General features: G+C 67.0%; 12 protein-coding genes. 5 read left to right on the top strand and 7 right to left on the bottom strand.

What is annotated here, in order from left to right; all coding sequences use genetic code 11:
- Positions 1 to 32: 32 nt before the first annotated feature.
- Positions 33 to 1,514 (bottom strand): amino acid permease, encoded by a 1,482-nt coding sequence (locus A9976_RS06185; RefSeq protein ID WP_013801947.1) that lies wholly within the window; start codon positions 1,512 to 1,514, stop codon positions 33 to 35.
- A 255-nt stretch (positions 1,515 to 1,769) separates the two neighbouring features.
- Positions 1,770 to 2,660: a LysR family transcriptional regulator gene (locus A9976_RS06180; protein ID WP_183018280.1), complete on the bottom strand. Its 891-nt coding sequence runs from the start codon at positions 2,658 to 2,660 to the stop codon at positions 1,770 to 1,772.
- Between the two features lie 93 nt (positions 2,661 to 2,753).
- On the opposite strand from A9976_RS06180, the gene A9976_RS06175 reads away from it, so the two are divergent.
- The 3 genes from A9976_RS06175 (at position 2,754) to A9976_RS06165 (ending at position 5,550) form a co-directional block, all read left to right on the top strand.
- Entirely contained in the window at positions 2,754 to 4,214 is a 1,461-nt protein-coding gene (locus tag A9976_RS06175; RefSeq protein WP_183018279.1) for an MFS transporter, read from the top strand.
- Positions 4,215 to 4,274: 60 nt separating this feature from the next.
- Positions 4,275 to 5,087, top strand: a complete 813-nt coding sequence (locus A9976_RS06170; protein ID WP_183018278.1) for an AraC family transcriptional regulator — start codon at positions 4,275 to 4,277, stop codon at positions 5,085 to 5,087.
- A 76-nt stretch (positions 5,088 to 5,163) separates the two neighbouring features.
- Positions 5,164 to 5,550, top strand: a complete 387-nt coding sequence (locus A9976_RS06165) for a cupin domain-containing protein (RefSeq protein ID WP_183018277.1) — start codon at positions 5,164 to 5,166, stop codon at positions 5,548 to 5,550.
- 67 nt (positions 5,551 to 5,617) lie between these two features.
- On the opposite strand, the gene A9976_RS06160 is transcribed toward A9976_RS06165, so the two are convergent.
- The 4 genes from A9976_RS06160 to A9976_RS06145 form a co-directional block, all read right to left on the bottom strand.
- Positions 5,618 to 6,412 (bottom strand): ABC transporter ATP-binding protein, encoded by a 795-nt coding sequence (locus A9976_RS06160; protein WP_012206116.1) that lies wholly within the window; start codon positions 6,410 to 6,412, stop codon positions 5,618 to 5,620.
- Between the two features lie 16 nt (positions 6,413 to 6,428).
- A complete protein-coding gene (locus tag A9976_RS06155) occupies positions 6,429 to 7,316 on the bottom strand; it encodes an ABC transporter permease (RefSeq protein ID WP_034394853.1) in 888 nt (295 codons plus the stop codon).
- A 123-nt stretch (positions 7,317 to 7,439) separates the two neighbouring features.
- Positions 7,440 to 8,411, bottom strand: coding sequence for an ABC transporter substrate-binding protein (locus A9976_RS06150; RefSeq protein ID WP_183018276.1), 972 nt, complete (start codon positions 8,409 to 8,411; stop codon positions 7,440 to 7,442).
- 404 nt (positions 8,412 to 8,815) lie between these two features.
- Positions 8,816 to 10,516, bottom strand: a complete 1,701-nt coding sequence (locus A9976_RS06145; RefSeq protein WP_183018275.1) for an electron transfer flavoprotein-ubiquinone oxidoreductase — start codon at positions 10,514 to 10,516, stop codon at positions 8,816 to 8,818.
- Between the two features lie 218 nt (positions 10,517 to 10,734).
- On the opposite strand from A9976_RS06145, the gene A9976_RS06140 reads away from it, so the two are divergent.
- Positions 10,735 to 11,172 carry a thioesterase family protein gene (locus tag A9976_RS06140; RefSeq protein WP_183018274.1) on the top strand — a complete coding sequence of 146 codons (438 nt, stop codon included), beginning with the start codon at positions 10,735 to 10,737 and terminating at the stop codon, positions 11,170 to 11,172.
- Between the two features lie 150 nt (positions 11,173 to 11,322).
- On the opposite strand, the gene argC is transcribed toward A9976_RS06140, so the two are convergent.
- A complete protein-coding gene (argC, locus tag A9976_RS06135) occupies positions 11,323 to 12,309 on the bottom strand; it encodes an N-acetyl-gamma-glutamyl-phosphate reductase (RefSeq protein ID WP_183018273.1) in 987 nt (328 codons plus the stop codon).
- 119 nt (positions 12,310 to 12,428) lie between these two features.
- Here argC and A9976_RS06130 point away from each other — a divergent pair, with 119 nt between their 5' ends.
- The gene (locus A9976_RS06130) at positions 12,429 to 13,313 is read left to right on the top strand and encodes a LysR family transcriptional regulator (protein WP_183018272.1); all 885 of its coding nucleotides are present in this window, start codon (positions 12,429 to 12,431) and stop codon (positions 13,311 to 13,313) included.
- Positions 13,314 to 13,332: the final 19 nt, after the last annotated feature.

The following is a 13,332-nucleotide window of genomic DNA, read 5'->3' as shown; positions in this document are numbered from 1 at the left end:
CGGGCTGTTTTTCATGGGGACTGGGCCGGGTGTCAATCGACGTTGGAGCCCAGCTGCATGTCCTTGTACTTCACGATGTGCGTGCCCTTGACCAGGCGGTAGCCGCCCCAGATCAGCAGGAACAGCGGCAGGCCGATGTAGGTGGCAACCACGCCGGTCCAGTCGATGCGGTCGGCCATGAAGGCCTCGTAGTTCTGGCCCAGCGTGATCACCATGCACAGCACGAAGGCGAAGATGGGGCCGAACGGGAACCAGGATGCGCGGTAGGGCAGCTGGTTCAGGTCCAGGCCCTGGGCCTCGAAGCCCTTGCGGAAGCGGTAGTGGCTGATGGCAATGCCCAGCCAGGCGATGAAACCCGTCATGCCCGATAGATTCAGCAGCCAGATGTAGACCAGTTGCGGGCTGAAGATGTTGGTCAGGAAGCACAGCGCCGCCACCACGGTGGTGGCCAGCAGGGCCAGCGTGGGCACGCCGCGCTTGTTGACATACGAGAACATGCGCGGCGCCATGCGCTGGCAGGCCAGCGTGTAGAGCATGCGCGTGGAAGCGTACATGCCCGAGTTGCCGGCCGACAGCACCGAGGTCAGCACCACGGCGTTCATCACGGCGGCGGCCGACAACAGGCCAGCGCGCTCGAAGACCAGGGTGAAGGGGCTCACGCTGATGTCGCCCAGATCATTCTTGAGCAGGTGCGGATCGGTGTAGGGGATCAGCAGGCTGATGACCAGAATGGCGAAGACGTAGAACAGCAAAATGCGCCAGAACACCTGGCGCACGGCGCGGGGCACGTTCTTGGCGGGGTTCTCGGATTCGCCGGCGGCAATGCCGATGAGTTCCGTGCCCTGGAAGGAAAAGCCCACGATCATGGCCACGCCGATCAGCGCCGAGAAACCGCCCGCAAAGGGCGCGTCGCCCTGGCTCCACAGGGCAAAGTTGCCCCAGACGCCTTCAGGCGCGCCGCCCCGCACGATGCCCAGGATCATGAGCACGCCCACGCCGATGAAGAGGATGACGGTGGTGACCTTGATGGCGGCGAACCAGTACTCGGCCTCGCCGAAGCCTTTGACCGAGATGGCGTTGAGGCCGAACATGATGGCCAGGAACAGGGCGCTCCACAGCATGCCGTTGCCGTCGGGGAACCAGTAGGCCATGACCAGCTGGGCGGCCACCAGGTCCACGGCAATGGTGACGGCCCAGTTGTACCAGTAGTTCCAGCCCAGCGCGAAGCCGAAGCCTTCGTCCACATAGCGCGCGCCGTAGGTGGCGAACGAGCCCGAGACGGGCAGGTTGGCGGCCATTTCGCCGAGGCTGGTCATGAGGAAGTAGACCATCAGGCCCACGATCATGTAGGCCAGCAGGGCGCCGCCGGGGCCGGCCTGCGAGATGGTGGCGCCCGAGGCAACGAAGAGGCCGGTGCCGATGGAGCCGCCGATGGCGATCATGGACAGATGCCGCGCCTTGAGTTCGCGCCTGAGCGCGGTGGGAGCGGCATTCTTGGAGTTGTCTGCTGCCATGGATGTGTCGATTGGTGGATCAGATCCCGCGCGGCCGCTGGCCGGCGCGGGGGCAGGAATGCAAAACAGGAAAAACAAAAGAGCCGCTGTGTCGCGGCCCCATCAAGGTGCATGCACCACGAAAAGGCGTGATTGTCCGAGAACGCTGCCATCGTGGAAAGGCAGGAGTTTAATCCCCCTTCACCCACATAAGCGGAACTGAATCCGAACCCACTGTGTGCATGGCGCCACGCCGTCTGCGGCCCGCCTGCTTGCCTACCACCGTGTCTGCGCCAGCAGCAGCTGGGCCAGTGCCTTGATGCGCGGCGAGGCCTGGCGCGTGCGCGGGTAGACCAGGGACAGTTCGCGGGCGCGGCCCTCGTGCTGGGGCAGCAGCCGCACCAGCCGGCCCGCCTGCAGGTGCTCGCGCACCGCGAACTCCATGACCTGGGCCACGCCCAGGCCGCTGAGCGAGCCTTCCACCAGCGGATCGCCGCTGTCGAAGGTCACGGTCTGCGGCGCAGGCCAGTCCAGCATCTCGCCATTGCCGGCCAGGAACTGCCAGGGCACGCGCCGGCCCAGGTAGTGGTTGTAGACGGCCATGCAGCTGTGCTGCGCCAGCTCCTGCAGCGTCTGCGGCGTGCCGCGCGCCGCCAGGTAGGCGGGCGAGGCCACGGTCACCCAGCGCAGCGGCGGCAGGGCGCGGGCAATCATGCGGCTGTCTGCCAGCGGGCCTATGCGCACGGCCGCGTCAAAGCCTTCCTCCACCATATCCACCAGACGGTCGGTGAAGCTGGTGTCGATCTGCAGCTGCGGATGCTCGCGCAGCAACTGCCCCAGCAGCGGCACCAGCACGATGCGGCCCAGCATCGACGGCGCCGTCATGCGCAGCACGCCGCTGGGGGCGCAGCGCCGGTCGCTGACCAGCTGGCGGGCCTCTTCCAGCCCGGCGATCAGCGGTGCGCAGCGGTCCACCAGCGCGCAGCCATCAGGCGTGAGCGAGACGCTGCGCGTATTGCGGTGCAGCAGCCGCGTGCCCAGGTCCTTTTCCAGCTGGGCCACGGCGCGCGAGATGCGAGGCTGGCTGGTACCCAGCAGCGTGGCGGCCTGGGTGAAGCTGCGGCTTTCGGCCACCTTGATGAGCAGGTGCACGGCGTTGAGATCCATGGCATGTCTCCAGATTCGATTAATGCAGTTTTGCATAAGAAAAATGAAGATCTGCTGTTTATCTTCATAAGTGCATTAATTAGGATCGGCGCCATGCCAATGACCGATTCCCCCGGCGCCCTGCGCCATCCGCGCGCCGCGCTGGCGCTGCTGTCCCTGTCCCAGCTGCTGATTGCGCTGGATGCCACCATCGTCTTCGTCGCGCTCGACGCCATGGGCCAGCAGCTGCAGATGGATGCGCGCCATCTGCAGTGGGTGATCAGTGCCTACAGCGTGGCCTTCGGCGGCTGCCTGCTGCTGGGCGGGCGCTGCGCGGACCTGCTGGGCAAGCGGCGCATGTATGTGGCGGGCATGGCGCTGTTCGGCCTGGCCTCCCTGGTCGGCGGCTTTGCCACCCAGCCCTGGCAGCTGGTGCTGGGCCGCGCAGGGCAGGGCGTTGCCGGGGCGCTGCTGTTTCCGGCCACGCTGTCGCTGATCAACACCCTGTATGCGGCCGGGCCCGAGCGCAACCGCGCCCTGGCCGTGTGGAGCATGGCGTCGGCCGGCGGGCTGGCGGCCGGCGCGCTGCTGGGCGGCGTGCTCACGCAGACGCTGGGCTGGAACTGGGTGCTGTGGGTGCTGGTGCCCGTGGCCTGGCCGTGCGCCATGGCGGCGCTGCGCTTTCTGCCGCCCTCGGCCCAGACCGGGCGCGCCGCGCCAGGCCAGGGCTTCGATCTGGCCGGCTGCCTGAGCGTGACCGTGGGCAGCAGCCTGCTGGTGACGGCCCTGGTGCAGGGGCCGGAATGGGGTTTTGCCAGCGCCACCACGCTGGGGACGCTGGCCGTGGCCATGGCGGCGCTGGCCCTGTTCTGGCGCATCGAGGCGCGCATTGCCTCGCCGCTGATGCCGTTGTCCCTGCTGCGCGTGCCCGGCCTGCGCGCGGCCATGCTGCTGACCATGATCTTCATGAGCAGCTTTGGTGTGCAGTACTACTTTCTGGCGCTGTACTTCCAGCAGATCTTCGGCTGGAGCCCGCTGCAGGCCGGCATGGCCTTTTTGCTGCCCACGGCGGTCTGCACGCTGGGCATCCGCTGGGCCGAACACTGGCTGCACCGCTCCACACCGCGCGCCGTGCTGATGGGCGGCTGGGCCGCAGGCACCATCGGCATGGCCTACATGGCCTGGGCGCTGCCGCTGGGTGGCAGCTATATCTGGCTGGTGCCCGGTTTCGTGGTGCTCAGCCTGGGCCAGGGCGCGTGCTGGACCGCCATGTGGGTAGTTGCCGGCCAGGGCGTGGCGGCTGCGCAGCAGGGCGTGGCCTCGGGCATTGCGGCCACGGCCCAGCAAGTGGGCGCGGCGCTGGGGCTGGCCCTGCTGGTCATGGTGGCCACCGCGCCGCTGGCCGGTATCACGGCGCCCGATGCGCTGCGCGAGGCCACGGCCCGGGGGCTGCAGCAGGCCGAATGGGGTGCTGCGCTGATCGCGCTGCTGGGGTGGCTGGTGTCGGCGGGCATGCGGCGTGCACCGGCAAGCCAGGCCGTGCCGGGCGCGGAGCAGCCGGCCTGCTCGCCTTGAGGTCACTGGCCCGCAGTTACCATCTGCGGCTGCTTTGCACACCCCTCACCACCAACCCACATGGCAGAAACGAGCATCTCCAGCGACTGGGTCCGGCATTCGCAGCTGGGCGCAGGCCTGGAGCGCATCGAGGCCTATTTCGGCGGGCACGGCTATGCGCCCCACAGGCACGACACCTATGCACTGGGCCTGACGCTGTCCGGCGTGCAGAGCTTTGCCTACCGCCGCAGCCAGCGGCACAGCCTGCCCGGTGGCGCCATGGTGCTGCACCCTGACGAATTGCATGACGGCCATGCGGGCACCGACGCAGGCTTTCGCTACCGCATGGTCTATGTGGAGCCGGCCCTGATCCAGCAGGTGCTGGGCGGCAGGCCCTTGCCCTTTGTCGAGGGCGGGCTGTCTGCCGATCCGCGGCTCAAGGCCGCGCTGCTGCCGCTGCTGCAGGGCCTGGATGAAGACCTGGAGCCGCTGGCGCGCGACGACGCCATCTACGACCTGGCATGGGCGCTGGACGCCGTGGCGGGCCGGCGCAACGTCCGGCGCCTGCCGGACCTGGGGGCCGTGGAACGCGCCCGCGCCTGCATCCACGACGCGCTGGTGCAGGGCGTGACCCTGGATGCCCTGGCCCAGGCCAGTGGCCTGGACCGCTGGCGGCTGTGCCGTGACTTCCGCGCGCTCTACGGCACCAGCCCCTACCGCTACCTGACCATGCGCCGGCTGGATGCCGTGCGGCGCCTGCTGCTGGCGGGGCAGGGCGTGGCCGATGCTGCACTGCAGGCCGGATTCTTCGACCAGAGCCACATGGCGCGCCAGTTCGCCATGGCCTATGGCGTGCCGCCAGCGCGCTGGCTCAGGCGCCTGGGCGCGGCCTGAGCTGCACGATCGTGCAAGACCGGAGGAATGACGCTTCCTAGCATGGAGGCTTCACATGCTTTCATAAGGTCTGCCCATGACGTTCCCCGTTGAAAACCGCCCCTGCGAGGCCATCAACTTCCCCGAGAAATTCAGCCGCTTCACCGGCCAGTGGAGCCCCCGCGTCGTTGCCGAGATGAACGACTACCAGTTCAAGATCGTGCGCGTGCAGGGCGAGTTCATCTGGCACTCGCATGCCGAAACGGATGAAGCCTTCCTGGTGCTGGACGGTGAGCTGCGCATCGACTTCCGTGATGGCCATGTGCTGCTGCGCCAGGGCGAGCTGTACGTGGTCCCCAAAGGCACGGAGCACAAGCCCAGCGCCGAGCGGGAAGCCCGCCTCATGCTGATCGAGCCGCGCGGCGTGCTGAACACCGGGGAGGAAGGCGGCGAGAGGACGGCGCCCAACGATGTGTGGGTTTAGCCAGCCCGTGGCCATCCCATGAACAAGGGGCGCCGCAGCGCCCCTTGTTCCCGGAAGTGCGGGGCGCTCAGCCCAGCAGCAGCGCGTCGTCGGCCAGCTTTTCGCCGCGCACCTTCTCGAACATGTGCAGCAGGTCGGGCACGTCCATGCGGGCGCGTTCTTCGCCGCTGACGTCGAGCACGACCTGGCCCTGGTGCAGCATCACCGTGCGCTCGCCCACGTCCAGCGCCTGGCGCATGCTGTGGGTGACCATCATGGTGGTGAGCTTGGCCTCGGAGACGATGCGCGCCGTCAGCTGCAGCACGAAGTCGGCCGTGCGCGGGTCGAGCGCGGCGGTGTGCTCGTCCAGCAGCAGGATGCGCGAAGGCTGCAGCGCCGCCATCAGCAGGCTCACGGCCTGGCGCTGGCCGCCGGACAGCAGGCCGATGCGGTCGGTCAGGCGGTTTTCCAGGCCCAGGCCCAGGATGGACAGGCGCTCGCGGAAGTTGTCGCGCATCTCGGCCTTGACGGCGCGGCTCAGGCGGCGGAAGGTGCCGCGGCGCTGGGCCAGGGCCATGTTTTCCTCGATGGTCAGGTCCTCGCAGGTGCCCGCCATGGGGTCCTGGAAAACGCGGGCCACGCGCTCGGAGCGGGCCCACACGGGCAGGCGCGTCATGTCCTGGCCGGCGATCTCGATGCGGCCCTTGTCCACGGACAGGTCGCCCGAGACGGCGTTCAGGAAGGTGGACTTGCCGGCGCCGTTGGAGCCGATGACGGTGACGAACTGGCCGTCGGGAATGTCCAGCGACATGCCGCGCAGCGCCCGCGTTTCGATGGGCGTGCCGGGGTTGAAGGTGATTTCGAGTTGTTGTGCGCTCAGCATGAGGGTTCTCCGGCGATCAGGACTTGCGCTGTGCAAACTTGCGCTTCAGTTGGGGGATCACCAGGGCGACGGTCACCAGCAGGGCGGTGACGAGGTTCAGATCCTGGGCCTTGAGGCCGATGAAATCGCTGTTGAGGGCCGCTGCAATGAAGAAGCGGTACACGATGGCGCCCACCACCACGGCCAGCGTGGCCCAGACGATGCGGCGCGAAGGCAGGATGGATTCGCCCACGATCACGGCAGCCAGGCCGATGACGATGGTGCCGATGCCCATGGAAATGTCCGAGCCACCCTGGGTCTGCACGAACAGCGCGCCGGCCAGGCCGACCAGGCCGTTGGAGATCGCCATTCCCAGCAGGATCATGGCGCCGGTGTTCACACCCTGCGAACGGGCCATGCGGGCGTTGGAGCCCGTGGCGCGGATGGCCAGGCCCCGCTCGGTGGCGAAGAACCAGTCCAGGCCCAGCTTGGCGAGCACGACGATCACGAACAGGATCACCGGGCGCATCACATAGTCGGCCACGCTGTCGGGCTGCAGTAGGGTGAACAGCGTGGTCTCGTTGATCAGCGGCACGTTGGGGCCGCCCATGATGCGCAGGTTGACCGAGTACAGGCCGATCATCATCAGGATGGAGGCCAGCAGGTCCATGATCTTCAGGCGCACATTGAGCCAGCCCGTGATCAGGCCCGCGACGGCGCCAGCGGCCGTGCCGGCCAGCGTGGCCAGCCAGGGATTGGTGCCCGTGGAAATCAGGATGGCGCAGACGGCGCCGCCCAGCGGGAAGCTGCCGTCCACCGTGAGGTCGGGAAAGCGCAGCAGTCTGAACGAGATGAAGACGCCCAGCGCCACCAGGCTGAAGATCAGGCCGATCTCGACGGCACCGAGCAATGAGAAAAGAGACATAGGAGGAGCGACAGGCGCGTGGGACAGAAAACGACTTAAAAAAAGGGCAGGGCCATGTTGCCATGGCGCCTGCCACCGTGGGCGCACTGCCCGGGTTGGCCCCGGGCAGGCAAACCCCGGGTATTACTTGATCACCTGGGCGGCCGACTTGACCAGCGCGTCGGACAGCTTGACGCCTTGCTTCTCGGCGGCGCCGGGATTCACGAACAGCTCCATCTTGGTGCTGACTTCGGTCTTCATGTCGCCGGGCTTTTCGCCCTTGAGGATGCGCACGACCATGCGGCCGGTCTGCTCGCCCAGATCGCGGTAGTTGATGCCCAGGGCAGCCACGGCGCCGCGCTTGACGGAGTCGGTGTCCGAGGCCACCAGCGGGATCTTGGCGTCCTGGCCGACCTTGACCAGCGACTCGTAGGCCGAGACCACGTTGTTGTCGGTGTTGGTATAGATCACATCGACCTTGCCGACCAGGCTGCGTGCGGCGCTGCTGACGTCCACGGAGCGCGGTGCGGCGGCTTCCACCAGGGTCATGCCCAGCTTGGGCAGCAGGGTCTTGAGTTCCTTGACCACCACGGCGGAGTTGGCCTCGCCGGGGTTGTAGACCATGCCCACGCGCTTGGCGTTGGGCACGACCTGCTTGACCAGTTCCATCTGCTTGTCCAGGGCCAGCAGGTCGGACACGCCGGTCACGTTGTTCCTGGACGGCTCCCAGCTGGGCACCAGCTTGGCGGCCACGGGGTCGGTCACGGCGGAGAACACCACGGGCACGGTCTTGGTCGATGCGACCACGGCCTGGGCCGAGGGCGTGGCGATGGCCACGATGGCATCAGGCTTGTCGCCCACGAACTTGCGTGCGATCTGCGCGGCCGTGCCGGTGTTGCCCTGGGCACTTTGGTACTGCCACTTGAGGTTCTTGCCGGCTTCGTAGCCTGCTTCCTTGAGCGCGGCCTGCACGCCGTCGCGCACGGCGTCGAGTGCAGGGTGCTCGACGATGGCGGTCACTGCGACCGACTTCTCGTCAGCGGCGTGGGCGCCGCCCGCGATGGCGGAAATTGCCAGGGCCAGCGCGCCCAGGGGCGCCCAAGACAAGTGCTTCATACGTGTATCTCCAACGTGCTTGTGTTTGTTCCTGTTTGCTCAGCAGAAGGCCGCACAGGACGGTCGCGGCGCTTCGCGGCAAAGTCTACTGCAGCCGCCCTGTACGCCTTGGCGTTTGGACGACCCGGTTTTCACCTATAGGTTTGTATCTAAAAATTGGCATGAAATCTGCGGGGAATGCCCTAGGTGCAACTTTTTCATGCGTGTTGAACAGGTTTGGCGGTGCAGGTTTGCGTCTTCAGGGGCTTGTTTTTGGCTTTGTCGTGCATTTTTATTGCGTGCAAGCGCCTTTCGGATGGCCTTCTATGCTTTCTGGGCCCTGATGGCTTTGACGGCGCTCAAAGAAAAAGCCTGCACAAGCAGGCTTGGGCAGGCTTCAGAGGAGGGCCGGTGTGGCGTGCGGATCACATGCCCGCGTAGTTCGGCCCGCCGCCGCCTTCGGGCGTGACCCAGACGATGTTCTGCGTGGGGTCCTTGATATCGCAGGTCTTGCAGTGCACGCAGTTCTGGGCATTGATCTGCAGGCGCTTGCCGCCCTGGGCCGTGTCGTCCACGAACTCGTAGACGCCGGCCGGGCAGTAGCGCTGCTCGGGGCCTGCGTACTTGGCCAGGTTGATGGCCACGGGCACCGAGGCGTCCTTGAGCGTCAGGTGGGCCGGCTGGTCTTCGGCATGGTTGGTGTTGCTGATGAAGACGCTGGAAAGGCGGTCGAAGGTCAGCTTGCCATCGGGCTTGGGGTAGTCGATGGGCTTGCACTCGGCGGCCGGCTTCAGGTAGGCGTGGTCGGGCTTGTCGCGGTGCAGCGTCCAGGGGATGTTGCCCTTGAGCACGAACTGCTCGATGCCGTTCATCAGCGTGGCCGTGGTCAGGCCCTTCTTGAACCAGGCCTTGAAGTTGCGCGACTTGTTCAGCTCTTCGTACAGCCAGCTGTTCTCGAAGGCCTCCACATAGGCGCCCAGCTCGTCGCCCTGGCGGCCCGCGACGATGGCGTCATAGGCGGCATCGGCGGCCATCATGCCGGTCTTGATGGCGGCATGGCTGCCCTTGATGCGGCTGACGTTCAGGAAACCTGCGTCGCAGCCCACGAGCGCGCCGCCCGGGAACACGAACTTGGGCAGGGACAGCAGGCCGCCGGCCGTGATGGCGCGCGCGCCATAGCCCAGGCGCTTGGCCGGCTTGATGCCCTTGGACTCGTCGCCTTCCAGGTAGTAGCGGATGTTGGGGTGGGTCTTCCAGCGCTGGAACTCCTCGAAGGGGCTCAGGTAGGGATTGGCGTAGTCCAGGCCCGTGATGAAGCCCAGCGTGACCTTGTTGTCGTCCAGGTGGTAGAGGAAGGCGCCACCGTAGGTCTTGCTGTCCATGGGCCAGCCGGCCGTGTGCATCACGAAGCCGGGCTTGTGGCGTGCCGGGTCGATTTCCCACAGCTCCTTGATGCCCAGGCCGTAGCTTTGCGGGTCCTTGCCGGCGTCAAGCTGGTATTTGGCAATGATCTGCTTGCCCAGGTGGCCGCGTGCGCCCTCGGCAAAGATCGTGTACTTGGCGTGCAGCTCCATGCCCAGCTGGAACTCGCCCGTGGGCTCGCCGTCCTTGCCGATGCCCATGTTGCCGGTGGCCACGCCCTTGACCGAGCCGTCCTCGTTGTAGAGCACCTCGGCGGCGGCAAAGCCCGGGAAGATCTCCACGCCCAGTGCCTCGGCCTGTTCGCCCAGCCACTTGACCACGTAGCCCAGGCGAACGATGTAGTTGCCATGGTTCTGGAAGCAGGCCGGCAGCAGGAAGTTGGGCGTGCGCAGGGCGGATTTCTCGCCCAGGAAAATCATGGCGTCGTCGGTGACGGGCTGGGTCAGGGGCGCGCCCTTTTCCTTCCAGTCAGGGATGAGCTCGGTCAGCGCACGCGGGTCCATGATCGCGCCCGACAGGATGTGGGCGCCGGGCTCCGAGCCCTTTTCCAGCACGACGACGGAGACATCCTGGCCTTTTTCGGCCGCCAGCTGCTTGAGGCGGATGGCCGTGGCCAGGCCGCCGGGGCCGCCGCCAACCACCACCACGTCGTATTCCATGGCTTCGCGCGGCCCGTACTGGGCCAGGATTTCTTCGTTCGTCATCGGGGTGTCTCGCTTGGATATTGAAAAAACAGGATGTTCGGCAGACCGAACGTTCGTTCGGCTGCAGCGCAAATGCCGCAATGCGGTGGATTCTATGACGTGCGTGGACCCCGTCGTTGCTGATAGGTGACAGCGCGGGAATGCGGGCTGCTGCACAGTGACCAGACGCTGCGGGGCATGTTGCCTTGCGGTGGCGCTACAACAAGGAGACTGCAGGCATGCGCATAGAGATTCCAGAATATAAAAAATGGGTTCACGAGATGCGATTCAAAGTGCGCTGGGGCGATATGGACGCCATGGGCCATGTCAACAACGCCATGTACTTTCGCTACCTGGAAACCGCCCGCATCGACTGGATGGTTGAAGCGGGCATGGCGCCCGCGCCGGGCGGGCAGGGGCCGGTCATCGTCAATGCGTTCTGCAACTTCCACCAGCAGCTGGCCTATCCCGACGAAGTGCTGCTCAAGATGTACGCCAGCGACCCCGGCCGCACAACGTTCGAGACCTGGGCCACCATGGAGCGCGTCTCCGAACCCGGCGTGATCTGCGCGACCGGTGGCGGCACCGTCATCTGGGTGGATTTTCCCAGGCAAAAGGCCGTGGAGTTGCCGGGCTGGGTGCGGGAGATGGTGGGCGCAGACGCCAGTCCCGGCTGATCGCCAGCCCGGATTCAGGCCGACTGGCGCAGCACCAGCCTCGGTCTGGCCAGCAATTGCTGGCGGGGCCGGCCCGGATGAGCCATGCGCGCCAGCGGCGAGACGGCGGCCTGCTCGCCGCATTCGGCGGGGAACGCATGTCCTGCTTGCTCAGAGGGGGAGGGGAATGCTCGATGGATTCGTCGAGCCGTCGAGTAGCGGCTGCAGCATTGGCTGCAGCCCGAGCATCAGATCAAGGTTCTGCACCGCAGCACCGGCAGCGCCTTTGCCCAGGTTGTCGAACACGGCGGCCAGCAACACCTGTTCCTCCTGCGGCTGCCCGAACACCGCGAGCCGCATCCGGTTGCTGCCATTGAGCGCACGCGGATCGAGCCGCTGCGCATCGGCATCCGCCACCAGGGGTTGCAGCTCGATGCACGGCTGGCCCTGGTACCGCGCCTGCAGCGCAGCATGCAGGCTGCGGGCGGTCACACCGGCGGGCAGCAGCCGCAGATGCAGGGCGATGGTCAGCACGATGCCTTGCCGGTAGTTGCCATAGGCCGGCACGAACACCGGCGCATGGGCCAGGCCGGCATGCTGCTGGATCTCGGGCACGTGCTTGTGGTGCAGTCCCAGTCCATACACCTGCAGCGGCACGGCAGTCGCGGCGGCAGCGCCCTCATGGTCCAGCAGCCCTGCGCGGCCCCGTCCCGAGTAGCCCGATACCGCGTGAATGGCCAGCGGGTAGTCGGGGGGCAGCAGGCCCGCGTCGATCAAGGGCCTGAGCAGCGCGAGCGCACCTGTCGGATAGCAGCCGGGATTGCTGACGCGCCGGGCCTTGGCGATGCGTTCGGCCTGGCCGGCCTCCAGTTCCGGCAGGCCATAGACCCAGCCCGGCGCGGTGCGATGCGCAGAACTCGCGTCGATCAAGCGCACGCCGGGCCTGCGCACCAGCGCCACGGCCTCGCGCGCAGCCTCGTCCGGCAGGCACAGCAAGGCGATGTCGCAGTCGTTGAGCGCCTCGGCGCGGTGCGCCGTGCTTTTGCGCTGGTCGGCTGGCAGCTGCAGCAGGCGCAGGTCGGTCCGATGCGCCAGCCATTCGCGCACCTGCAGGCCGGTGGTGCCTTGGTCGCCGTCGATGAAAACAAGAGAGGTCATGGGTTGCTCCGATTGGGTGTGGAGCGCATGGTGCAGCGCCTGCCGCATGCAGACCAGTTGAATCTGACAAACTACGGATTCATGATTCCTGAATTGCTGGCAACCTGGGATACCGCACCATGCGCGAAATCAATCTGGACCGTCTGCGCACCCTGCTGACGGTGGCCGACCTGGGCTCATTCGCCGCCGCCGCCAAGGTGCTGCACCTGGCGCCGCCCACGGTGACGCTGCATGTGGCGCAGCTCGAGGAGCGTCTGGGAACACGTCTGTTGCACCGCGCACCGGCTGGCGTCACCGCCACATCGGCGGGCAGCCTGCTGATAGACAAGGCGCGCCAGCTCCTGGCCGAGGCCGACGATCTCCTGCAGACCGTGCAGCGCCAGATCGCCACGCGCGGGGGCCGCGTGCGCCTGGGCGCCTCCACCGGCGCGCTCGCGCACCTCTTGCCCCAGGCACTGGAAACCCTGGCCGCCCGGCATCCCGAGATCGATGTGCAAGTGGCGGTGATGACCAGCGAGGAAGCCCTGGCGCGCCTGACTGCCGGCAGCCTGGACATCGGCATCGTCGCGCTGCCGCAGCCCGTGCTGCGCGGGCTGCAGGTGCAGGCCTGGCGCCAGGACCCCGTGCTGGCCTTCATCCCGGCCGCCTGGAAGCCGCCGCGGCACATCACGCCCGCCTGGCTTGCGGCCCGCCCCCTGATCGCCAATGACCGTGGAACCCGGCTGTCACGCCAGACCGCCGAATGGTTTGCCGCAGGCGGCGCCCGGCCGCAGGCACGGATCGAGCTGAACTACAACGACGCAATGAAGAGCCTGGTCGCAGCGGGCTACGGAGCCGCGCTGCTGCCCCACGAGGCCGGCGCACCGCAGCCTGACCCCCGCATCACCACGCGGCCCCTGCGGCCGGCACTGTCAAGGGCGTTGGGCATCGCGCATCGCAAAAGGCCTGACGACGACGCGACGAAGGTGACGATCGAGGCTTTGATGGGGATGAGAGGGCGTTGAAGGGGGAGGGGGCCCGTGC

Source organism: Delftia sp. UME58 (genome assembly GCF_014170385.1).
GTDB lineage: Bacteria > Pseudomonadota > Gammaproteobacteria > Burkholderiales > Burkholderiaceae_C > Comamonas > Comamonas acidovorans.
The sequence above is the reverse complement of the archived record's forward strand: the minus strand, read 5'-3'. Positions and strand labels throughout refer to the sequence as shown.